Genomic DNA, 23,340 nt, shown 5'->3' with positions numbered 1-23,340 from the left:
TTTTGCGGTATAATAATGATGTAAGATACATGATCCCCCTTAATCATGTGTCGGTATAATTGATGAGAGATGATTTCCGTCATGCAGGAAGTCATCTTTTTTTAACCGGTGAATACATTTGTTGTGTCAAGCTATATAAGCAGGGAGATGACAATATGACCACACTGTACAAGAGACCGATGGAAATCCCGGAAGATCAGATCCGCTGGATGGAGCTCCGGGGTTGGGTGTACCCGTTGCTGACGGATTTTTTGAGCCGTCCCCCCCGCATGTCCTTGATTGTCCAATGGCGGAACCGGATGGAGCGGAAGAGCCCGGTTATTCCCATGAGCCGGGGCGGCAGAAGGCTGAAGGAGTATCTGGAGCGAATCCGCGAAGAGGACTTGCGTTTGGCGTGCGCCGATGAAGCGGAGGAATACAAGCGGTTGTTTATGGGGCATCAGGCGGTGTTGACTGCCCGCGAGAGCCTGTTTCGCGCCAAGGAGGAGGGCGTCGTCGCCTTTTCCTGTCTCGCCGGGATCCGGGATTTCTATTTGGAGAACAGTGTGGTATTTAACAAGATTTCGGGAGAGAGCGACGACCATATCGCCCTGGAGCTGGAGTTTATGGCCGTGCTGAGCGAGGAAATGTTGGGAAGAAGGAACCTTCCCGGACCCTGCCGGGACTTGATCCGGGTGCAGATCGCCTTTTTGGAATCGCACCTCATGCCATGGGCTCCGCGCTTTGCGGCCGACTTGGCCGCGGCGACCACGAGTCCGCTCTATACGGGACTGGCTGAATTGCTTGCGGAATTTCTCGAAATGGACTTGGAGCAGCTGTATTTGTGGCATAGCAGATTGGAATAGGGCAACGGGGAAGAGTAAGGCAGGGCGGGACTGACTCCGCCCGGCCTTTTTTTGTCTTTCAGTAGGAAGAAACTCAAGCTTCATGTAAAATGGAAGGGAGAAACGTGCAGAATAGAAAAGGAGTACAAACATGAGGCGTGGACTACAAATTATTTTGATCGCAGCAATCCTCTTTGCCTTCTATTTTTTCGGCTTCGGGATTTTCGGGAAGTTCGGGGGGATGCTCGTCAGTATATTTCAAACTTTGACCGTGATCACGATCGGTCTTGCCATATTCATGGAGAACCGTAACCCTTCCAGTACGATGGCCTGGATTTTGGTGCTGGCTTTGCTGCCGGTTGTCGGTTTAATCCTTTATTTTTTACTGGGCCAGAACTATTTCAAACGGCGGAAGTTCGATAAAAAAGCGGAAGAGGACCGCAAAAGCTACGAGCGCATCGATCATAACGGCAGTATGCTGCCGCGTGACTTGTCACAGTTTACGCCGGGACAGCAGCGGCTGCTGCAAATGTCGCAGCGGATCGCCAAGACCCCTTTTTCCATGGCCACCCGCACACAGGTACTGACTAATGGGGAAGAGACGTTCTCGATGCTTCTGAAGGAATTGAAAAAAGCGCAGCATCACATTCATATGGAATACTACATATACCGAGCGGACGACATCGGCCGGGAAATCCAAAAGACGCTGATCGAAAAGGCCAGAGCCGGGGTAGAGGTCCGCTTTATGTTCGACGCGGTGGGGAGCTTGGGACTGCCGAAATCGTTTGTGAACGAACTGCGGGATGCCGGGGTCAAGGTGGGCATCTTCGGTGAAGTGCGTTTTCTCGCATTATCCAGCCGGGTGAACTATCGGAATCACCGGAAGATTGTCGTGATCGACGGCAATACGGGCTTTATCGGCGGGCTTAATGTGGGGGACGAATATTTGAGCCGCAGCAAAACCTACGGTTTTTGGCGCGACACCCACATGCTTGTCAAAGGGGAGGCCGTGCGGTCGATGCAGGTCATTTTTCTGCAGGACTGGCAGTATGTGACCGACGAAAGGATCATGGACCTCGAATATTTGTCGCCGGAATTGGAAATGGGCTGCAGCGGCGCGGTTCAGGTCATTCCGAGCGGGCCGGACAACGAGAGCAAGACGCTGAAAAATATTTTCTTCGCCATGATTACTTCGGCCAAAAAGTCGGTCTGGCTGGCGACACCGTATTTTATCCCGGATGAGGATATTCTGACGGCTTTGCGGGTAGCCGCGCTATCCGGCATCGACGTGCGGATCTTGTTTCCGGCCAAGCCGGACAAGTGGCTGCCGTTCCTGGCTTCCCACTCCTATTTCCCGTCGCTTTTGGAGGCCGGGGTGAAGATTTTCGAGTATGAGAAAGGTTTCCTGCACTCCAAATTGCTGATCGTGGACGGCGAGGTGGCGACGGTGGGGACGGCCAATATGGACATGCGCAGCTTCCATCTGAATTTTGAGGTCAATGTCCTGCTCGTCCAGACCGACAGTATTTCCAAGATCGTTCAGGATTTCGAACGCGATTTGCTGTCGACGACGCGGATCAAGCGGAAGGCTTTTATGAAGAAAAAGATTGTCATCCGGTTTATGGAATCGGCGGCAAGGCTGATGTCCCCTTTGTTGTAGGCGGGGGCAAGAGCGTCCAATTCCGGCGGAAGCGAGTGATCGCGTAATTTAAGGAGGAACGAAGATGGCAGACACATCCGGGCGCAAGTCCGAACATATCCGAATTTGCCTGGAGGAGCGGGTAGAGGGCGAAGGGATCCGGACCGGTTTCGAAAAATACAGGTTTCGACATAATGCGCTGCCTGAGCTGAATTTTGAAGAGGTTAGCCTGAAAACGACGTTTCTCGGCGCCCCGGTACGGACGCCGCTGCTCATCAGTTCGATGACAGGCGGGAGCGAGCTCGCCGGGCGAATCAACGACCGCCTGGCGGAAGCGGCGGAGCGGCGGGGCTGGGCGATGGGCGTCGGCTCGGTGCGCGCGGCGGTGGAACGGGGGGAGCTGGCTCCCACGTTCGCGGTCCGGCGCAAGGCGCCGAGCATCCCGATCATCGCCAATTTGGGCGCGGTCCAGCTTGCCTACGGCTTCGGCGCGGAGGAATGCAGGCGCGCCGTGGAGATCGCCGAAGCGGACATGCTGGTGCTTCACTTGAACAGCTTGCAGGAAGTGTTCCAGCCGGAGGGGAACACTGCTTTTGCCGGGCTGCTCGCCCGGATGGAGGCGGTCTGCCGGGCGCTGCCGGTTCCCGTCGGCGTCAAGGAGGTCGGCTGGGGCATTGACGGGGCCACGGCCAAACGGCTTCGGGAAGCCGGCGTGGCCTTCATCGATGTGGCCGGCGCCGGAGGCACCTCCTGGAGCCAGGTCGAGAAATTCCGCGGCGCCGATCCGGTGCGCCGCGCGGCCGCGGAAGCGTTCGCGGATTGGGGCATCCCCACCGCCGAATGCATCCGCGAGGTCCGGGCGGCGCTGCCGGACGCCGCCCTGATCGGCAGCGGCGGCCTGAACACCGGCGTGGACGCCGCCAAAGCGCTGGCGCTTGGCGCGGACCTGGCCGGGTTCGGCCGGGCGCTGCTGGAACCGGCGGTGCATTCGGAGGAGCGGCTCGATGCGCTCCTGGAGCGCGTCGAGCTGGAGCTTCGCACCGCCATGTTCGGGATCGGCGCCGGGACGGTGGCGGCGCTGCGCAATACGCCGCGCCTGGTCCGGCGCGAGTAGGGGGACAAGCCAATGAAAGCGTCCATCTGGAAATGGAACCGGCGTATGGCTGCAGGCACGGCGATCGGGGCCGTGATGTACGGATTAACGAGTTGGATCGGCATCCCGATCGTGCCGGATACCGATCTCCGGCCGGCCATCGCGCTCTTGGCGATATTCGGCGCGATTTTCGGGCCGATTTCCGGCCTGATTGCCGGATTCACCGGACACGTCATCAACGATTTGCTCTTCGCCAGCGAGGTTTCCTGGGGCTGGGCCCTGGCCTCAGGCATCACGGGCGCCTGTATGGGGCTGGTTTGCTTCGTGAGGGACTTCGATCCGGAAGCCGGGAAAATCCGCGGGGGCCATCTGCTGCTATTGCTCATTTTCGGGGTGATCGGCATTTTCGGGTCGCTCGCGTTCACGGGGTGGTTCGATATTTACGTGATGAGATTTCCCGATGAAATCGCCATAACCCAGGTAATATCGGCCGGGATCGCCAATATGTTCGTCTTCATCGTCCTGGGCCTCCCGGCGGTCTGGGCGTACGGCAACCGGCACAAGTCCGTTGCCGTTTAACCGGCAGGGCCTTTCAAGACATGCTGGCAGGGATCTTTGCCGGTAGCCGGGGGAACGGACAGGGAGGATACGGGGGACACTTGAGAATTAACGGGAAAACCTCCTGTTAATCTGATTCAAGAAGTCCCTGCAAGGAAATTTACCTGGAAAACCTCCCTTTAATTTGCGGCATAGCGACTCATTTGCCGGTTCCGAGCAAAATTAGCTGGAGAAAATCCCGTTAAATCAGTATCCGAGGGGAAAAAAGTAAAATTAGCGGGAGGAATTCCCGTTAATTCTGTTTAAGATCTGGAGAACGGGCACTAACGTTGCATTAAACCTGACATGATGCTGATCATGTGGAGCTTATTCGCCGACTTAACTGCCTTTTGGGACGTTATTACGGTCCGATTCGGTTCCAGGGGAGTCATAACGGTCAAAAAAGACCTTATTGCCCTGCCCTGGGCCCCGAAATCACGGTTTGGCCTGTTTTTTCCTGAAATAAGGCTCTAAATGAACGTTATTCCATACCGATGAGCCGATTTCGCCAAAATAGCGCCACAAAAGGCACTTAGGCACCTGCCCCACTTCAAAGGGAGGAACTAACCGCTGCCAAATTTCTTCCCAGTATTAGGCGCAGCCGATTCAAAGAGCCGCCGAATGCGGGATTTGCCGGATTTTGCAGGCTGTTCTTGAAATCTGCCCGGGGGATAGGTACTATGGTTGAAGAAGATGAGCAATTACAAGAATGAGGAGTTGTCATAGATATGGCTTTAAAGGCTGGAATCGTGGGCCTTCCGAACGTCGGAAAATCCACGCTGTTTAACGCAATTACGCAGGCGGGGGCGGAATCCGCGAACTATCCCTTCTGTACGATCGATCCGAACGTTGGGGTCGTGGAAGTGCCGGACCCGCGTCTGGACAAGTTGACGGAGTTGGTCGTGCCCAACCGGACGGTGCCGACGGCGTTCGAATTCGTGGATATCGCGGGGCTGGTGCGCGGAGCGAGCAAGGGCGAAGGCTTAGGCAATAAGTTTTTGGCCCACATCCGCGAGGTCGATGCCATCGTTCACGTGGTTCGCTGCTTTGAGGACGAGAACATCACGCATGTGGACGGCAAGATCAACCCGATCAGCGATATTCAGACGATCAATCTGGAGCTGATCCTGGCGGACCTCGACAGCGTAGAGAAGCGGATTGAACGTTCCCGCAAAAATATGAAGGGCGGCAACAAGCAGTATGCGCAGGAAGTGGAGCTGCTGGAGCGGATCAAAGAAGCGCTCTACAACGACCAGCCGGCGCGCAGCGTGGAGCTGACCGACGATGAGAAGCTGATCATCCGCGATCTGCACCTGCTGACGCTGAAGCCGGTGCTTTACGCGGCCAACGTCAGCGAGGACGGCGTGGCCGATGCGGAGGACAATCCGTACGTGCAGCAGGTTCGTGAATTCGCGGCGGCGGAGAATGCCGAGGTCGTTCCGATCAGCGCCAAGGTGGAGGCGGAAATCGCCGAGCTGGAGGGCGAGGACAAGGCGATGTTCCTGGAGGAGCTCGGCCTGCAAGCGTCCGGTCTGGACCGCTTGATTCAAGCGGCATACCGTTTATTAGGGCTTTATACGTATTTTACCGCCGGGGTTCAGGAGGTTCGCGCCTGGACGATCCGCAAAGGGACGAAAGCGCCGGCCGCGGCGGGCGTGATTCACTCCGACTTTGAGCGCGGCTTTATCCGCGCGGAGGTCGTGTCCTATGACGATCTCGTAGCTGCCGGTTCGATGAATGCGGCCAAGGAACGCGGGCAACTCCGCCTGGAAGGCAAGGAGTATGTTGTTCAGGACGGCGACGTCATGCATTTCCGGTTTAACGTGTAAGGGGCTTTCATTAGAGGCCATCTAGCGCCGATAAAAACGGGTCTGCCGCTGTTGCGGCAGGCTTTTTTTATAAAAAGGGTGGGCGCACGATTCCCCACTATTCAAGCGACGATCCCTATGGTATAATATAAAGTCGTTTACCTAATAATTTTTGTAAAAAATGATCGATTTATTTTCTTCGAGAAAATTGTCATAGAGAGAGGTGACTTCCCTTGTTGGACCGACTACAATCCCTGGCTGACCGGTACGAGAAGCTGAGCGAGCTGCTCTGCGATCCGGACGTGGCCAATGATACCAAGAAGCTTCGGGATTACTCCAAAGAACAATCCGATTTACAGCCGGCTTATGAGGCGTACACCGAATACAAGCAGGTCATTGAAGAGCTGGAAGCCGCCAAAGCAATGCAGGCGGAGAAGCTGGATGATGAGATGCGCGAAATGGTCAAAATGGAAATAGAAGACCTTACGGCCCGACAGCAGGAGCTGGAGGAAAAAATCCGCGTCCTGCTGCTGCCGAAGGACCCGAACGACGACAAGAACGTGATCGTCGAAATCCGCGGGGCGGCCGGAGGCGACGAAGCGGCGCTGTTCGCGGCCGATCTGTACCGTATGTACACCCGTTATGCGGATACGCAAGGCTGGAAAGTGGACGTTATGGACGTCAACGAAAGCGACCTCGGCGGTTTTAAAGAGGTTATTTTCATGATCAACGGACGCGGCGCCTACAGCAAGATGAAGTATGAGAGCGGCGCCCACCGCGTGCAGCGGATTCCGTCGACGGAGTCCGGCGGGCGGATTCATACCTCGACTTCGACGGTAGCGGTGATGCCGGAGGCCGAGGAAGTCGATGTCGAAATCCTCGACAAAGATATTCGCGTCGATACGTTCTGTTCCAGCGGCGCGGGCGGCCAGTCCGTCAACACGACGAAATCGGCGGTCCGGGTTACGCACATCCCTACCGGTATCGTGGCGACGTGCCAGGACGGCAAATCGCAGAACTCCAATAAGGAAAAGGCGCTGCAGGTGCTGCGGGCGCGGATTTCGGATATGAAACGGCAGGAAGAGGAAGCGAAATATGCCGGCGAACGCAAGAGCAAAGTGGGAACCGGGGACCGCAGCGAGCGGATTCGGACGTACAATTTCCCGCAAAGCCGGGTGACGGATCACCGGATCGGGCTGACCCTGCATAAGCTGGATCAGGTCATGAACGGAGAGATCGAGGAAATCGTGTCGGCGCTGACAATTGCGGAACAGGCCGAACTGATGGATAAAGGAGAATAAACTTGAACGGTAACGGATATGTGTTATCTGGAGACCTGAATATTTCGGAAGCCCGCAGAGAGGCTTCTTCTTTTTTGGCGGCGCACGGCGTGGCCGAGCCGGAGTCGAATGCCGAGCTGCTGCTGCGGCATGTGCTCGGTTTGGAGGGCGCGGCGTATCTGGCCGCGCTGCGCGATCCGTTCCCGGACGGGCGCAAAGCCGCGTGGGAAGAGGCCATCCGCCGCAAAGCGGCGGGCGAGCCGGCGCAGTATATCATCGGGGAACAGGATTTCTACGGCCTGACCTTCAAGGTCACGCCGGCCGTCCTGATTCCCCGACCGGAAACGGAGCTGCTCGTGGAAGCGATCGTCCAGGCGGCCGATCGCCTGTGGCCCGGTGGCGCTCCGCAGGCCGCCGACATCGGCACCGGCAGCGGCGCGATCGCTGCCGCCCTGGCCCACCTGCGCCCGTCCTGGAGTATTTCGGCGAGCGATATCTCGCCGGAAGCGCTCGCGGTGGCGCGGGAAAATGTCCGGCGGCTCGGCCTGGCCGTCGCTTTCAAGCAGGGCAACCTGCTTGAACCGTTCGCGGGCGAGCCGCTGGACATCGTGGTCAGCAATCCGCCGTATATCCCGGCGGTTACGATCGCGCACCTGCAACCCGAGGTGCGCGACCACGAGCCGCGCGGCGCGCTCGACGGCGGTCCGGACGGGCTGGCGCCCTACCGGACCATGATGGCGCAACTGCCGCTGCTGCCCCGGCCGCCCCGGCTGATCGGCTTCGAGCTCGGTATGGGGCAGGCCGGGGAGGTCGCCGAGCTACTGCGCCGTACCGGCTGCTGGAGCGAGATCGTTACGATCCCGGATCTGGCCGGCATCGACCGGCACGTATTGGGCATCGCCTGAGGGGCGGTGCTTTTTTCGTTCGCTTGATCGGAATGCGGCTTCATCTTATTCCCATATCCAAATTTTTTGCGGAAGGATTGGGCAGAACGCCCAATAGACTTTAACTGGAGAATTCCTATACAATGGGAAGAGGATAAAATCAGGATGGGCGGAGGACAGAGGAATGCTGACCAAGTTAAAAAAAATTGACTATACAATCGTGTTCATCCTGCTGCTTCTGATGGGGATCAGTATTGCGGTGCTTTATAGCGCCACATCGGGTACGAAATACGACGGGTACCATCTTCGGATGTTCGTCTATTATTTGCTGGGGTTTGCGGTTTTCTTTTCCGTATCCCTGATAGATTTCAGGCTGTTTATCAAATATGCGTTTTACATCTACCTGTCCGGGATCGGCCTGCTCATCATCGTTATGTTTGCCGGTAATACGTACCATAATGCCACCGGCTGGCTTACGCTTCCCGGGGGTCTCAGCTTCCAGCCGGCGGAGTTTTTCAAACTGCTGCTCGTTCTGTTTTTGGGCTTCATGCTGCTGCGGAAACGAAAACCGAAGCTGATGTTTTGGCGCGATGTCGTGCCGATTCTGCTGGTGACCTTTATTCCGTTTCTGCTGGTCATGGCTCAAAACGACCTGGGCAACGCGCTTAGCTATCTCGTCATTTTGGCCGGGATGCTGTGGATCGGCAACATTAAGTATATCCATGCTTTGATCGCCCTGGTGCTTTTTGCCGGCTCCGTATATGGAGGAATTACGGCTTACAAGGCGTATCACGAACAGGTTTACAAATTTTTCGAAGAAATCGGGCGGGCCCACTGGATGGCGCGAATCGACCCCTGGCTGATGCCGGAAAAAGCCTCAAAGGACGCGATCTACCATACGCAAAACGCCAAGCTGGCGATCGCTTCCGGAGGGATGACCGGCGAAGGATACCTGCAGGGGGAAACCGTCCAGTCGGAACGCGTTCCGCTCACATATTCCGACTCCATTTTCGTGGTCATTGCCGAAGAGTTTGGATTTATCGGGAGTTCGTTGCTCCTGCTGCTTTATTTTGTGCTGATTCATCGGCTGATTTTAATCTCCCTGGATTGCCGGGACCGAAGCGGACCTTATATCATCGTAGGGATCGTCGCGATGTTTCTGTACCAGGTTTTTGAAAATATCGGCATGTTTATCGGCCTGATGCCTCTGACCGGGATTACACTCCCGTTCGTCAGCTACGGAGGAACCTCACTTTTGATCAACATGGCCTGTATCGGCGTCGCAATGAGCATCCGGATTCACGGGCAAGAAGTGGAGGATGAGCAGCGGTTTCCGACCACGCGTTACACAAGGGTTAAACCGCAAAATCAGTAAAGTTAGCACAGGCAGTCCCTTGGGGATTGCCTTTTTTGTGGGGCATGTACTCCCGCCTATCTTTCGATTTCATAGATTCATAGGTTTACTTCTCTCCTAAACGGACATACTGATAGACATCATAGAACGTAGGGAGAGGAAGCGTCATGCGGCGGGGGAAAAAATATGGACTTATTACTTTCGGTTTAATGATTCTGCTGATGTCCTGGGAGGGGCAGAAAATAGATTCGGCCGCGGCCGAAGGGGCAATTCCCCGGCAATCGATCCGGCTGCGGATATTGGCCAATTCGGATGGAGTTGGCGATCAAATCGTGAAACGTCAGGTTCGCGATGCGGTGGTCGAACAGATGAACGCATGGGTGGGCGAGCTTGAGGACCCGCAAAGCCTGGATGCCGCACGCGGCGTGATCCGGGAGCATTTGGACGATATCGAAGAGCGGGTCGGTGAAACCTTGGCGGACAGCGGAAAAAAGTACGGTTATAAGGTGGAGCTCGGCGTGGTTCCTTTTCCGACGAAAATGTACGGTGGGGCGGTTTATCCCGCGGGCGATTACGAGGCGCTTCGCGTTACGCTGGGGGAAGGGAACGGCAAGAATTGGTGGTGCGTGTTGTTTCCGCCCCTGTGCTTTGTCGATGCGGGCAGCGGCGACGCCCTGCAAAATAGCAAGGGCAGCGTAAGCGCCGCAGCTGACGGAGGAGCGGCGCAGCCGGTTCAGGCCGAGCCGGAGGAGACGAAGGTGCGCTTCTTTTTGTGGGATATGCTGGTTCGCTTGTGGGACTGGATTGCCGGACTTTTTCGATAAAAAATATTAGGCTTCCTTTGAAACCGTGCAGATGAAGGCTCTGCACGGTTTTGTTTCGGTTATAATAGAAGGGTTCATATTATAAAGAGTTGGGAAGGATTGCCATGGAACATCATAACTTGATGACGAACAGTGAAGCGGGACAACCCCGGCCGACGCGCTTGTGGGATGTGTCCGTTCTAATAGAAGGAACAACACCGGAGGTTCAGGCTCGCCGGGAAGCTGAGCGGGGCTTGGCCGAAGCGGGCGAGGTGCTTGCGGCGGGCGGAACGGTAGCCTTTCCGACCGAGACGGTCTACGGTCTCGGAGCGGATGCGCGGAACACGGCGGCGGTGGAGGCGGTCTTTGCCGCCAAAGGGCGGCCGTCCGACAATCCGCTGATCGTGCATATTGCGGACTTCAGCCAGCTGGAGGGCCTCGTCACCGAAGTGAACGAGACGGCGCGGCGGCTGATGGATGCTTTTTGGCCGGGGCCGCTTACGCTGGTGCTGCCCGCGGCCCCCGGCGCCGTCTCGCCCCGCGTGACAGCGGGGCTGGACACCGTGGCCGTGCGGATGCCGGCCCACGACATCGCGCTGCGGCTGATCGCCGCAGCGGGGTGCCCGGTGGCGGCGCCCAGCGCCAACCGGTCGGGGCGCCCGAGCCCGACGCTGGCGAGCCACGTCGGGGATGACCTGGCCGGCCGCATTGACGGCATCGTCGACGGCGGGCCCACGGGGGTGGGCCTGGAGTCGACGGTGGTGGTGGCCGGCGGCGACGGGGTGGTCACCGTGCTCCGCCCCGGCGGGATCACGGCCGAGCAGCTCGCCCGCCATGCGGCGGACGTGCGGCTGGACGCCGCCCTGCAAAGCGCCGCCGAGGCGGGCGGCCGCGAGAATGACATGCCGGCGCCGCGCTCGCCGGGCATGAAGTACACGCACTACGCCCCCCGCGGGGCGCTGCGTGTGGTGGCCGGCGCCGCCCCGGACCGGGTGGCGGCCGCCATCCAGGCCGAGCTCGATGCGGCCAAGGCGCGCGGGGAGGTCACGGGCGTGCTCGCCTTTGACGAGCACCTTCCGCTCTACCGCGCCGACTGCTTGCTTTCGCTCGGCAGCCTGACGGCGCTGGAGACGGCGGCGCATCGTCTTTACGCGGCGCTCCGCCGCTTCGACGACGGCGGCGTCACCTACATTCTGGCCGAGTCCTGCCCGCAGGAGGGACTCGGCTCCGCCGTGATGAACCGCCTGCTTAAAGCGGCGGGCGGAAAGGTAATAAAGGCATAGGAAGACATCCATAAATAGGGGAGGCGGAAGCGAAATGATATCGATCGGGTTGACCGGCTGGGGAGATCATGAAGCGCTGTATCCGCAGGGGACCCCGGCCAGAATGAAATTGGCGCTGTATGCGAGGCATTTCCCGGTCGTGGAGGTGGACAGCTCGTTCTATGCCGTTTTGGGCGAGCACACTTACAGAAGATGGTTAGACGAAACGCCGGCCGGTTTTACGTTTATCCTGAAGGCTTACCGGGGGATGACGGGGCATAACCGCGGCAAAAGCCCCTACGGCGGGCCGGGCGAAATGTTTCAGGCTTACCTCGATTCGATTCGCCCGGTGGCGGAATCGGGCAGGCTGAAAGCCGTTATGTTTCAATTTCCGCCCTGGTTCGATTGTACGGCCGACAACATCCGGCGCCTGCGCGCGGTGAGAAAATGGATGGGAGACCTGCCGCTGGCCCTGGAATTCCGCCACCAGAGCTGGTATGGGCCAGAGGTACGCGACAGTACGATATCCTTCATGCGCGAGGAGGGCTGGGTTCATATAATTTGCGATGAACCGCAGGCGGGACCGGGCTCGGTTCCCGCCGTGCTGGAACCGACCGATCCGAATCTGACGATCGTCCGACTTCACGGACGGAATGAGGGCGGCTGGCTGCAGGGCGGAGCGCCGAACTGGCGGGAGATTCGCAATCTGTACCGTTACAACCGCGATGAACTGCTGGATTGGCGTGATAAGCTGGCGGTGTTGGAGGAGAAAGGCACGCGGGAAATCTGCATGATTTTTAACAATAATTCCGGCGGGGACGCCGCTCCGAACGCGCTGGAAATGATGGAGCTTTTAGGGATGGAAACGGCGGGCCTGCCGCCTCAGCAGCTTGATTTGTTTGGCGAAACCGAATAACGATCATGACTTTCCCTTTGTCCGCATATGGTGGTACAAGTAGTTTTTTAGACATGGGAGAGTGGCTGGGATGACAGAGGCTTTTGCGCGGTTAGGGGAATTGGCGACCGTTCTGCTGATGGCCGTGGCCTTGGGAATGGATGCTTTTTCGCTCGGCGTCGGCATCGGTATGAAAGGGGTGGGGAGAACGGATGCGGTCCGCATCGGTGTGACCGTAGCCCTTTTTCATATTCTCATGCCCTTGATCGGCATTTCCGCCGGTCAGTATGTCGGCGAGTTGCTCGGCCATCTGGCGCGGTATGCTTCGGGAGGGCTGCTGCTGCTTTTGGGCGCCCACATGATTTTCAGTTCCGTGAAGGGCAGCGGGTTTCAATCGATCAATCACCGTACTTTGTGGGGAGTCGTTCTTTTTTCGCTGAGCGTAAGCATCGATTCCTTTTCTGTCGGGGTATCCCTGGGGATGTTTCGTTCCGACTTGCTGTTGACGGTGCTGGCTTTTGGCATTTGCGGCGGATTGATGTCCCTGATGGGTCTGGCTCTCGGGCGAAGCGTCGGCCGGAATCTCGGGGAATACGGCGAGGCGGCCGGCGGAGCGATCTTGTTCACGTTTGGACTCCTGTTTATCTTTTGATACAATAACACTGATCCGAACCGAAGAAATATTCGGCGATTTGACGGAGGTGACTAGCGAATGCGGATTTTATTTGTTTGTACGGGAAATACATGCCGGAGCCCGATGGCTGAAGGAATGATGCGCCAAATCGCCAAAGAGCGGGGGCTTGATGTGGAGGTGCGCTCCGCAGGAGTGGCCGCAAGCGATGGATCATCGATGTCTCGTCATGCGGAATCGGTTCTGAAAGAGCAGGGAATTATGGACCGGATCGTATCGACCTCGCTGCATGGGGAGTTGATCGAGTGGGCCGATTTGATTCTGGCGTTGACGGAAGGGCACAAACGGCAGATCGTGTATACATTTCCGGCCGCGGTGGATAAAACATATACTTTAAAAGAATATGTCGAGGACGATCTTGATGTATTGGCCGAAAAGGAAGAGTTGCAGCGTCTGGTTGCCGAGCTGGAACTGGACCGGGCGCTTGGCAAGCAGGCGGATGAAGCGAACCGGCGCAGATTGACCGAGCTGCTTCAGCGCTTGCCGGTCTATGATATTTCCGATCCTTTCGGCGGTTCGCGGGAGGAATACCATCGGACCGCGACGGAAATCCGAGCGGCTTTGGAAAAATTGGCCGACAAGCTGAAGCCGGATCGGAATCATCCCGGAAATACCGCCTGGGGATGAAAAGCCGGTTGCATTTGTGAGGCGTATGCTTTATTCTTAAGCTAGAAATGAAGATCCGATGTGACTGGCGACGAAAGTGGATGAAACCACGGTGGAGCATCGGAATATACGGCCGGTCGCCTGGGCAAAGAGCACGACGCGTTGGTAGCGTCATGCTCTTTTTTCGTAAGCGGACTTCTTTATCGTCAATATTCTTGCCGTTTTAGGTATAATAAGGTTAGGTGTTTGACGAGAACCGACATTTTCGGAAAGAAGGGGTAAGCCATGGAAACGCCAAATGCTGGGGAAATCCGGGCGCAAGTTGCTGGAATCCTGGAGGAGCTGGCGCAGGCTGCCGGGCTCCGGCAGGGGCATGTCGCCGTATTCGGAGTAAGCACGAGCGAGGTGGCGGGAGCGAGGATCGGTACAGGCGGCGCGGAGCATATTGCGGCCGAGCTGTTCGCCGGGATTGACGAGGTTCGCCGAAAGTACGGGTTCGATGTCGCTTTTCAATGCTGCGAGCACCTGAACCGCTCGCTTGTGGTGGAACGGGCTGTATTGGAGCGTCTCGGGCTTACGGAGGTAGCTGCGGTTCCCGTACCGAAGGCCGGCGGCTCGATGGCGGCGGTCGCCTACCGCAGCTTGTCCGAACCCTGTCTTGCCGAGAGCATTGAAGCCCACGCCGGTCTGGATATCGGAGAGACCTTGATCGGCATGCATCTGCGCCGCGTCGCGGTCCCCTTCCGGCCCGGCTTGCGGTATGTCGGCAAGGCCCGGGTCAACGCGGCTTGGACGCGTCCAAAGTTGATCGGAGGAGAGCGTGCGGTATATGCGCTGCCTCAAACCGAGGACTCGCGTTTGTGTGACTGAAGTTATTCATTATTTTAGCATAGGAGGACTATGGATATGGATCAATTGAGAAAGCAAGACCCGGCGGTATTGGAAGCGATGAATCTGGAGCTGAAGCGTCAGCGGAACAACATTGAACTGATCGCCTCGGAGAACATTGTCAGTGAAGCGGTTATGGAAGCGATGGGCTCCGTGCTGACCAACAAATATGCGGAAGGCTATCCGGGGAAACGCTACTACGGCGGTTGCGAACGCGTCGATATCGTGGAAAATATCGCCCGCGACCGGGCGAAGGAGCTATTCGGCGCCGAGCATGCCAATGTGCAGCCGCACTCCGGCGCGCAGGCTAATATGGCTGTCTATCTCGCCGCGCTGAAACCGGGGGATACCGTGCTCGGCATGAACCTGGCGCACGGCGGACACTTGACGCACGGCAGTCCGGTAAACGCCTCCGGCCTTCTGTACAATTTCGTGGCGTACGGCGTACAGGAAGACTCCTTCCTGATCGATTACGACGAAGTGCGCAAAGCCGCGTTTAAGCATCGTCCCCGTATGATCGTTGCGGGAGCGAGCGCTTACCCGCGCATCATCGACTTTGAAAAGCTCGCTTCCATCGCCAATGATGTCGGCGCTTTGTTCATGGTCGATATGGCGCATATCGCGGGCCTCGTCGCTGCCGGGCTGCATCCGAATCCGGTGCCGCATGCCCATTTTGTGACGACAACGACGCATAAAACGCTGCGCGGACCGCGCGGCGGCCTGATTTTGTGCCGCCAGCCATGGGCGACGGCGATCGACAAGGCGGTGTTCCCGGGTACGCAGGGCGGACCGCTGATGCATGTGATCGCCTCCAAAGCGGTGGCGCTCGGCGAGGCGCTTCAGCCTTCCTTTAAGACGTATGCGGAGAACGTGGTCAAAAATGCCAAAGTCCTCGCGGAGACTATGATAGCGGAAGGTTTGAACATCGTTTCCGGCGGCACGGACAACCACTTGATGCTGGTGGATACGCGCAACCTGAACATCACGGGCAAAGACGCCGAGCACGTGCTTGATTCGATCGGCATTACGGTCAACAAAAACGCGATTCCGTTCGATCCGACCAGCCCGTTCGTGACCAGCGGCATCCGTATCGGTACGCCGGCCGTAACCTCCCGTGGAATGGACGAGGAAGCGATGAAAGTCATCGGTCGGACGATCGCGCTGGTTCTGAAGAATCCTAAAGACGAGGCGTCTTTGGAGAAAGCCCGTCAGCAAGTTGTCGAATTAACCGATAAATTCCCGATTTATCCGGAACTTAGCTACGAATAAGCGCCTGATTTAGCGGAAGGTTGACCCGTTGGTACGGGTCGGCCTTTTTTTTTCGGAGAAATCCCTATATCTTGCTAGCTAAATATGCAATAATTAACCCATGATAGCGCATACAAAACAATGACCTCCGGGTGAGAACATGATATCAAGCAGACAACAGCGAATGCTCAAACAATTGATGGAGAACGACGGGACCACTTATATATCTTTGCAAAATTTGGCGGATGAGTATGGGATCTCTTTGCGTACGGTGCGAAATGACTTGCTGGGGCTGGAGGATTGGCTCATGGAACGGGGGGTGCGCCTGGAGCGCGATCGTACCGCCGGTGTCCGGCTTCGGCTCGGCGGCGACCAGTCCAAGCGGCTTGCCGCGCAGACGCAGCAGCGTCCCGATTACATGGATGCGAAGCATCGGATCGGCTTGCTGCTCAAGCAGCTTCTGCAAGAGGCGAAGCTGCCCGTCAAAGAGGTAATGAAGGAGTTCGGGATCAGCAAAAATACGCTGTTGCAAGATTTAGGCGAAATTAAGCGGCGGTTGGAGCTCTGGGAGTTAACCCTGGTCCGGGACCGGGGAGTGCTTTACGTCACGGGTGCGGAGAAACTCAAACGAAGCGCTTATTTAAGTTTGCTGCGTGCTGAGATGACCGACGACCGATTGTTCCGATATATTCTGGATCAACGGGAATATGGGGAACCGCGGTTACCGGTCACCCCCTGGAAGGATTGGTTCAACACCGAGGATACGGCTATGCTGTTCGATACGATGCAACGCCTGGAGGAGAAGATGGGCGTTCAATTTACGGATGCCGGGTACTCCACCCTAATTCTTCACATCCTCATGGCGATGGAACGATTGCGGGGGACGCATTCGATCGAGATGGATCCCGAATCCCTGTCCGAGCTAAAAGGCCATGATGCGTATGAATTGGTGAGGACAGAGGCGGGCCCGCGGATTGAGGAGCATTTTAGGGTGAAGCTTCCCGCGGCGGAAATCGGTTATATCACTCAGCATATTCTCGGCGCTCAAAAACAAAGTCTGCCGGCCGAGGAGCAAATGATTGTCGAACTGGCCGAGCAAATGGTGGTTCGCATCGAGCGGGATTTGGGGCGAAAGCTGCAGTTATCCGACCAAATTGTCCAGGGATTGGCCATTCATTTGAAACCGGCCATTTACCGGGCCAAGTTCGGGCTGCAATCGAAAAATCCGTTGATGCGGCAATTGGAAGCCCAGTACGGATCATTGCTCGATTTGGTGGAGCGGGTTGTAAATGACGTGATGGAACCCTGGTCCGTTCTTTTTGATCGGGACGAGGTCGGTTATATCATGCTTCATATCGGAAGCGGGCTGATCCCTCCGCAGGCTCCTCTGCGCAAGCGCGTGGCGATCGTATGCGGTTCGGGTCTCGGCACTTCGGCCATGTTGAAGCGGCGGATGGCCGTGGTTTTTCCCCAGGTTGATGTTGCCGGAACATACTCGTATAAAGAGTCGGCAAGCATCAAGATCGGCGAAGTGGATGCCATCGTCAGCACGATGGAAATCAGCCAAGCTTTGCAGGTGCCCTGGGTGAAAGTGTCCCCGCTTCTCGACGAATCGGACCAGAAGCGAATCGCAAGCTTCTTGGGTGTCGCGCCTTCGGGCGAATCCGCTGCGGCTGCTGCCTCCGTTCAAGCGGTTAATGACATCCTCGAGGCGGTTGAGCGAAATGCCCATATCCATAACCGCAACGGCTTGCTGGAGGAACTGCTGTACTTGTTCCAGGGCGGAGGCGGTCGGGATCAGCGGCCGGCCGGGGAGTATACTCTTACTTCGTTATTACCGCCGGATTCCATCCGCCTTGGATTAGCCTCCGTTCCGTGGGAGGAAGCCGTTCGGGAGGGAAACCGGATTCTGATGGCAAAAGGGGTTTCGGACGCAAAATACGGAGATGCCCTGGTCGAAATCATCCACTCCAATAAGCATTCTTTTATCATCCGATCCGGGGTGGCCTTTCCCCACGTATATATGCCGGAGTGTGTGGCGAAAACGGGGTTCAGCTTAATGACCTTTCGCGAGGCGCTGGCGTTCGGGCCCTCCGCTCAGCCGGTTTGGCTCGTTATTACGCTGGCGGCCATCGATAAGGAGCGGCATGTGACCGCGCTCGGGACATTGCTGGAGGTGATGAACGACGAATCGTTCATGGCCGATTTGAGGCAAACCGCAGATGCGGATAGCCTGTGGCGAAGGCTGCGGGAGAAGGAGGGCAAATGAAAAAGATCGTCATTGCTTGCAACAGCGGTCTGGGGACCAGCCTGATGATCCGGTTAAATGTGGAGGCCCTTATGAAGGAGTTGAGCGTACAGGCTCAAATCGAGCATACGGATATCACCTCGTTGGATGCTTATGATGCGGATCTGATTATAGGTTCCAGCTATGTTATAGAATCACTGCACCTGGCCGGGACGGCTGAACTGATCGGACTGGAGGACATTACCGACCGGCAGCATCTGAAAGCACGGCTCATGGAGTGCAACACGCTCCGGGACTGGTTCGCCTAACAAACGAAATGAAATTGATGAATATCTAGACGGGAGGTTACCCCATGAATGCGACGCAAGTCATCAGCAAGGGACTACTCGGGGAACCTGCCCTGCTGCTCGGATTAATCGCGTTTATCGGACTGCTGCTGCAGAAGCAGTCGTTTCAACGGCTTATTCACGGCACGATCAAGACCATGCTCGGGTACACTTTGCTGCAAATCGGCGCCAACGCCGCCGGCTCATCCTTATCCAATTTATCGGCGGTCATTCAGAAAGGATTTCAAATTATCGGGATCATCCCGCATAACGAGACGATAACCGCGTTGGCCCAGATTAATTACGGGGAAGAGATTGCGCTTATTATGCTGGCCGGGATGATCGTCCACCTCTTGATCGCCCGTCTGACTCCGGTCAAATACATCTTTCTGACGGGGCATCATATGCTGTTCATGGCCTCGCTGCTGGCGGGTGTACTGGTTTCGATGTCCATGCCGCTATGGCAGGTGATGGCGGGCGGCGGTTTGGTATTGGCTTTGTGCATGTCGTTTGCTCCGCTGATCGCCCAGCCTTATGTTCGACGGGTGACGGGAAACGATGACTTTGCACTGGGACACTTCAATAGCGTCGGATATGTTCTAAGCGGATTTATCGCCTCGTGGTTCAAGAAGGGGCCGGAGCCGCCGGAGTCGCCTGGACTGCAAAAGCTCCGGTCTTTTTTTCAGGATCATATGGTCGTGATTACAGGGTTTACGTTTGTCCTCTTCCTCTTTTCGGGACTGTTCGCCTCTTCCGGAGGGATTGCCGAGATGTTCTCCGGCCGCCATCTTCTGGTCGTTTCCCTGATCCAGGCAACCTGGTTCGCGGGAGGGTGCTACGTCATCCTGGCGGGCGTACGCATGCTCCTGTCCGAAATCGTCCCCGCTTTCAAAGGGATTGCCGACCGAGTTGTTCCGGGGGCTATCCCCGCTCTGGATTGCCCGGTGCTGTTCAAGTTTTCGCCTTTTTCGGCCATGGTCGGTTTTCTTCTGAGTTTCGCTGGGGGGCTTGTGGCGATGGCCGTGCTCTTCCAGGTTCAGTACACGGTGATCATCCCCGGGGTAATCCCGCACTTTTTCTCGGGGGGAACGGCCGGCGTTATCGCGTATAAGATGGGAGGCCGCAAAGGCTTGGTCGTCGCTTCGCTATGCCACGGATTTGCGATTACCATGCTTCCGACATTACTGATTCCCCTGCTAACCAATCTCGGTTATTTGCGGGCGACCTTCGCCGATAGCGATTTTTCGGTCATCGGTGTGATGGTCCATAAGTTATTCGGTTGGTTGTTGGGATAGCGGTTGTCTTAAATCCAGAGGCTGTCCCAAAAGTAGACTTTTTTCAGACTTAAAGAGGCAATCCTTCAAAAGTAAAGCGGCCGTTCAAGGAAGTTATCCTTGGACGGCCGCTTTGCTGTTTTGGTCCGCTGTGTGCTTTTTCAGCAGGTTGTGGGCAAGAGAAAGCCATCCATCCGAGCTCCAGGCTTGTTTTCTCAAGCCTTCGAAGCAGGAACCGCCGGATGACTTTTGGGACTGCCGCGCTGTTATGTATCTTGCATCTATATAGGTTGAACTATTGATTTGCATATTAGACAGCGGTGTAAAGGGGGCTTATCACACTCTTGACCTGCAACTAAGGGCTTGGTGGCTCGAATTAAAGGGAATTGTTCCCGTTAATTTGGTGCGTAAGCGGCTGCAGAGGCGAATTAGCTGGAAAACCTCCCGCTAATTCGCCTGAAATAGCGTATATCAGCAATAGGGCCGCAAAATAGATGGAGCTTTTCCAGCTAAATCCGATCAAAGAACAAATAGTCGTACATTAACAGGACTTTTTCCCGTTAATGGTGTGGACTCCGACGGTGGGATCAGCCCGTTCTTTCTTTTCGGAAGAAAAAACATCTTAAAGTTTGTCTATCGAGTCCAGAATCCGTTGACCGGGGATTCATACTTCTCCCGCAATGCGATGACAACAGCCCCTTTTCGGGTCCGCCCGTTTTTTTGCCGCAAGAAGTGGCAAAGACTTGGACTCACAGTATTGTAAGCGCAACCAATATAATTGAATCATAAATGATAAAGGGGGATTTCAAGATGAGTAAAAAGAGATGGATGAGTTCAGTAGCCGTATTGGCGGTGGCAGCGCTGCTCTTTACAGGTTGCGGGTCAACCGGAGGAAACTCCGGCGCAGCGGGGGATAAGGCGGGGCAGAATGCCGGGGCTGCGGACAAGCCGCAAGGCAAATTGACGGTTTATGTCGGCTTTCAGGAAGACCACGCGGTAGCCGCCATCAAAAAATTTACGGAAGACACCGGAATCGAGGCGAGTATGATTCGGATGTCGGCGGGGGAAATTCTCGCTAAGATCCGGGCCGAGAAAGACAACCCGCAGGCGGATGTCTGGTATGGGGGACCGGCCGATACGTTCGTCCAAGCGGCAAACGAGGGATTGCTGCAGCCTTACCAGTCGCCTGTGGCCGAAAAGATAGATGCCAAGTACAAGGACCCGGACGGCTATTGGACGGGCGTATATGTCGGAGCGGTCGGCTTTGCGTCCAATAAGGATTTTCTGGCGAAGAAAGGCGTGGAGGCTCCGCGGCGATGGGAGGACCTTCTGAATCCGGCCTTTAAAGGCGAAATCGTCATGGCGGACCCGGCGTCTTCCGGTACGGCTTATACGGCGATGTATTCCGTCTTGAAGGTGATGGGGAGCGAGGAGAGCGGCTTCGATTACCTAAAAAAACTGCACCCCCAAGTACAGCAGTATACGACAAGCGGCTCCGCTCCAGGCCGGATGGTCGGCATGGGAGAAGCCGGCGTAGGCATTTTGTTCGCGCACGACATTATTAAATACCAGGAAGAAGGCTTCGACAGCCTTGTGATGACGGTTCCTGAGGACGGTACGGGATACGAGACGGGATCGATCGGCATCATCAAAAACACCAAAAACGAAGAGCTCGCCCAGAAATTTGTCGATTGGGCCTTGTCACCGGCCGCTCAGGAACTTGGCAAGACGGTGGGAAGCTTCCAAAACTTGACGAATCCGGATGCCGTAGGACCGGAACAGGCTTTGAATTTGTCCGATATTCGTATGGTTGATTACGACGTAGTTGAAGCCGGTAAAGAACGTCAACGCCTGATCGACAAATGGAGCGCCGAGGTCAAAAAATAAATAACTGGGGACTACCTCCAAAGTTGTTATCTAGAGAGGAGAGAGCTTGAATGAGCGCCATGTTCAAGAGATTCAAGCGCGAGCCGCTCCTGCCGATTCTTATCGTGTTGGTCATGCTCTGCTTACTCGTTTTTATCGTATATCCATTATTCCAAATCTTTAAATCCAGCTTCGTCGGTTCGTCCGGCGAGGTTGGTCTGGAGGGTTACCTGCGTGTCCTCTCCGGAGGAGGATTGTTCCAGGCCCTGGTTAATTCGCTGGTGCTGGCCGTCCTAACGGCCACGCTGTCCACGGCCATCGCCTATGTTTTCGCCTATACGTTTGCCTATGTAAAGGTACCCTTTAAAAAGTTGTTTAACGGAATCGCTATCTTGCCGGTGATTTCACCGCCGTTTGTCATCGCGTTGTCCGCGATGCTGTTGTTCGGAAAACAAGGATTGGTGACCAAAAATTTGCTTGGCCTCGAGAACGCCAACATTTACGGGCTGCATGGGTTGGTCCTCGTGCAGACGCTATCGTTTTTTCCCATCGCGTTTCTGACGCTGTCGGGCTTGCTTCGCTCGATTAGTCCTTCCCTGGAAGAGGCGAGTCAAAATATGGGGGCCAGCCGCTTAAAAACGTTTCTCAGCGTGACGTTGCCGCTATCCGTTCCGGGGATCGCCAATGCATTCTTGCTTGTATTTGTTCAGTCTCTTGCGGATTTCGGCAACCCCATGACGATCGGAGGAAATTACTCTACGGTGGCCAGAGAAATCTATTTGCAGGCGGTAGGGAGCTATAATTTGCAGGCGGGCGCGGCGCTGGCCATGATTTTGCTGACCGTGACGATTATCGTGTATATCCTGCAAAACTTCTGGGTCGGCAAGAAAAGCTATGTCACGGTAACGGGCAAGCCGACCGGACAGCGCAGAATGATCGAGTCCGGGGCTGTCAAACACGGGTTATTCATTTTTTGTATGATAATGTCACTCGTCGTTATCGCCTTTTACACACTTGTCCCCGTCGGTTCGTTTATCAAGCTGTGGGGGATCAATAACAGCCTTACCCTGGATCATTACAAATACGTTTTCTCCATAGGGCAGAAGGCGGTAAAAGATACGCTGACGCTGGCCATCGTCGCCACGCCGATCGCGGGGCTTTTGGGAATGATTATTGCGTTCCTGATCGTCCGTAAAAGATTCATAGGCAAAAGAGCGCTCGAAGTCATCAGCATGCTGTCGATTGCCGTACCGGGAACGGTGATCGGGATCGGCTACATTCTGGCCTTCAATAAGGCACCGCTCGCCTTAACCGGAACGGGACTGATTATCGTGGCCGCGTTTGTCGTACGCTCTATGCCGGTCGGCATTCGCTCGGGTGTCGCCGCCTTGCAGCAGATCGACCCGAGCATCGAAGAGGCCGCGACCAACCTGGGGGCCGGGGGGAGCAAAGTGTTCACCAGCGTAGTGCTCCCGTTGATCAAGTCCGCCTTTTTCAGCGGTCTCGTCAACAGCTTTGTTAAAAGCATGACCGCGATGAGCGCCGTCATTTTCCTCATTTCGGCCAAATATAACCTGATAACCGCATCGATTCTGGCGCAGGTCGAGGCGGGACGGATCGGTGTGGCCAGCGCTTACTGTACCATCCTGATTCTCATCATGATTGTGGCGTTGGCGTTAATCAACTTGCTGGTGAAATGGATGGGCGGTAAAGAACGCTCCGTTTAAAGGGCGTCCATTCTTGAAGGAGGTATT

20 protein-coding genes and 1 riboswitch are annotated in these 23,340 nt (G+C 56.1%); all 20 genes read left to right on the top strand.

Going from position 1 to position 23,340, the window contains the following annotated elements; translation table 11 throughout:
* The first annotated feature begins 155 nt into the window (after nt 1-155).
* On the top strand, nt 156-845 hold the full coding sequence (locus V4U88_RS05330; RefSeq protein WP_334072232.1) for a TorD/DmsD family molecular chaperone: 690 nt from the start codon (nt 156-158) through the stop codon (nt 843-845).
* A 130-nt stretch (nt 846-975) separates the two neighbouring features.
* Nucleotides 976-2,484: a cardiolipin synthase gene (cls, locus tag V4U88_RS05325; RefSeq protein WP_334072231.1), complete on the top strand. Its 1,509-nt coding sequence runs from the start codon at nt 976-978 to the stop codon at nt 2,482-2,484.
* Between the two features lie 64 nt (nt 2,485-2,548).
* Nucleotides 2,549-3,577, top strand: coding sequence for a type 2 isopentenyl-diphosphate Delta-isomerase (gene fni, locus V4U88_RS05320; protein ID WP_334072230.1), 1,029 nt, complete (start codon nt 2,549-2,551; stop codon nt 3,575-3,577).
* Nucleotides 3,578-3,589: 12 nt separating this feature from the next.
* Complete coding sequence (locus tag V4U88_RS05315) at nt 3,590-4,135, top strand: ECF-type riboflavin transporter substrate-binding protein (protein WP_334072229.1); 546 nt, start codon at nt 3,590-3,592, stop codon at nt 4,133-4,135.
* A gap of 746 nt (nt 4,136-4,881) precedes the next feature.
* The gene (gene ychF, locus V4U88_RS05310; RefSeq protein WP_334072228.1) at nt 4,882-5,982 is read left to right on the top strand and encodes a redox-regulated ATPase YchF; all 1,101 of its coding nucleotides are present in this window, start codon (nt 4,882-4,884) and stop codon (nt 5,980-5,982) included.
* Nucleotides 5,983-6,194: 212 nt separating this feature from the next.
* On the top strand, nt 6,195-7,262 hold the full coding sequence (prfA, locus tag V4U88_RS05305) for a peptide chain release factor 1 (protein ID WP_334072227.1): 1,068 nt from the start codon (nt 6,195-6,197) through the stop codon (nt 7,260-7,262).
* A 2-nt stretch (nt 7,263-7,264) separates the two neighbouring features.
* On the top strand, nt 7,265-8,146 hold the full coding sequence (prmC, locus tag V4U88_RS05300; RefSeq protein WP_334072226.1) for a peptide chain release factor N(5)-glutamine methyltransferase: 882 nt from the start codon (nt 7,265-7,267) through the stop codon (nt 8,144-8,146).
* 163 nt (nt 8,147-8,309) lie between these two features.
* Nucleotides 8,310-9,500: an FtsW/RodA/SpoVE family cell cycle protein gene (locus tag V4U88_RS05295; RefSeq protein WP_334072225.1), complete on the top strand. Its 1,191-nt coding sequence runs from the start codon at nt 8,310-8,312 to the stop codon at nt 9,498-9,500.
* 146 nt (nt 9,501-9,646) lie between these two features.
* Nucleotides 9,647-10,303 carry a stage II sporulation protein R gene (spoIIR, locus tag V4U88_RS05290; protein WP_334072224.1) on the top strand — a complete coding sequence of 219 codons (657 nt, stop codon included), beginning with the start codon at nt 9,647-9,649 and terminating at the stop codon, nt 10,301-10,303.
* 122 nt (nt 10,304-10,425) lie between these two features.
* Nucleotides 10,426-11,565, top strand: coding sequence for an L-threonylcarbamoyladenylate synthase (locus tag V4U88_RS05285; protein ID WP_416367212.1), 1,140 nt, complete (start codon nt 10,426-10,428; stop codon nt 11,563-11,565).
* A gap of 34 nt (nt 11,566-11,599) precedes the next feature.
* The gene (locus V4U88_RS05280) at nt 11,600-12,460 is read left to right on the top strand and encodes a DUF72 domain-containing protein (protein WP_334072222.1); all 861 of its coding nucleotides are present in this window, start codon (nt 11,600-11,602) and stop codon (nt 12,458-12,460) included.
* A gap of 70 nt (nt 12,461-12,530) precedes the next feature.
* Nucleotides 12,531-13,091, top strand: coding sequence for a manganese efflux pump MntP (locus V4U88_RS05275; RefSeq protein WP_334072221.1), 561 nt, complete (start codon nt 12,531-12,533; stop codon nt 13,089-13,091).
* A gap of 60 nt (nt 13,092-13,151) precedes the next feature.
* A complete protein-coding gene (locus V4U88_RS05270) occupies nt 13,152-13,757 on the top strand; it encodes a low molecular weight protein arginine phosphatase (RefSeq protein ID WP_334072220.1) in 606 nt (201 codons plus the stop codon).
* 50 nt (nt 13,758-13,807) lie between these two features.
* A riboswitch (ZMP/ZTP riboswitch) is annotated at nt 13,808-13,890 on the top strand.
* Nucleotides 13,891-14,021: 131 nt separating this feature from the next.
* Entirely contained in the window at nt 14,022-14,606 is a 585-nt protein-coding gene (locus V4U88_RS05265) for a TIGR01440 family protein (RefSeq protein ID WP_334072219.1), read from the top strand.
* A gap of 36 nt (nt 14,607-14,642) precedes the next feature.
* Nucleotides 14,643-15,893 (top strand): serine hydroxymethyltransferase, encoded by a 1,251-nt coding sequence (glyA, locus tag V4U88_RS05260; protein WP_334072218.1) that lies wholly within the window; start codon nt 14,643-14,645, stop codon nt 15,891-15,893.
* Between the two features lie 163 nt (nt 15,894-16,056).
* Nucleotides 16,057-18,141, top strand: a complete 2,085-nt coding sequence (locus V4U88_RS05255; RefSeq protein ID WP_334072217.1) for a BglG family transcription antiterminator — start codon at nt 16,057-16,059, stop codon at nt 18,139-18,141.
* Nucleotides 18,138-18,428, top strand: coding sequence for a PTS sugar transporter subunit IIB (locus V4U88_RS05250; protein ID WP_334072216.1), 291 nt, complete (start codon nt 18,138-18,140; stop codon nt 18,426-18,428). Before V4U88_RS05255 ends, V4U88_RS05250 begins: the two co-directional genes overlap by 4 nt.
* A 44-nt stretch (nt 18,429-18,472) precedes the next feature.
* Nucleotides 18,473-19,741, top strand: a complete 1,269-nt coding sequence (locus V4U88_RS05245) for a PTS ascorbate transporter subunit IIC (RefSeq protein ID WP_334072215.1) — start codon at nt 18,473-18,475, stop codon at nt 19,739-19,741.
* Between the two features lie 789 nt (nt 19,742-20,530).
* Nucleotides 20,531-21,607 (top strand): ABC transporter substrate-binding protein, encoded by a 1,077-nt coding sequence (locus V4U88_RS05240; protein ID WP_334072214.1) that lies wholly within the window; start codon nt 20,531-20,533, stop codon nt 21,605-21,607.
* Between the two features lie 50 nt (nt 21,608-21,657).
* Complete coding sequence (locus tag V4U88_RS05235) at nt 21,658-23,313, top strand: ABC transporter permease (protein ID WP_334072213.1); 1,656 nt, start codon at nt 21,658-21,660, stop codon at nt 23,311-23,313.
* The last annotated feature ends 27 nt before the right edge of the window (nt 23,314-23,340 follow it).

The sequence above is a fragment of the Paenibacillus sp. A14 genome (assembly GCF_036864815.1).
Lineage (GTDB): Bacteria > Bacillota > Bacilli > Paenibacillales > Paenibacillaceae > Fontibacillus > Fontibacillus sanfengchensis.
This window is presented reverse-complemented; position numbering and strand designations above follow the sequence as displayed.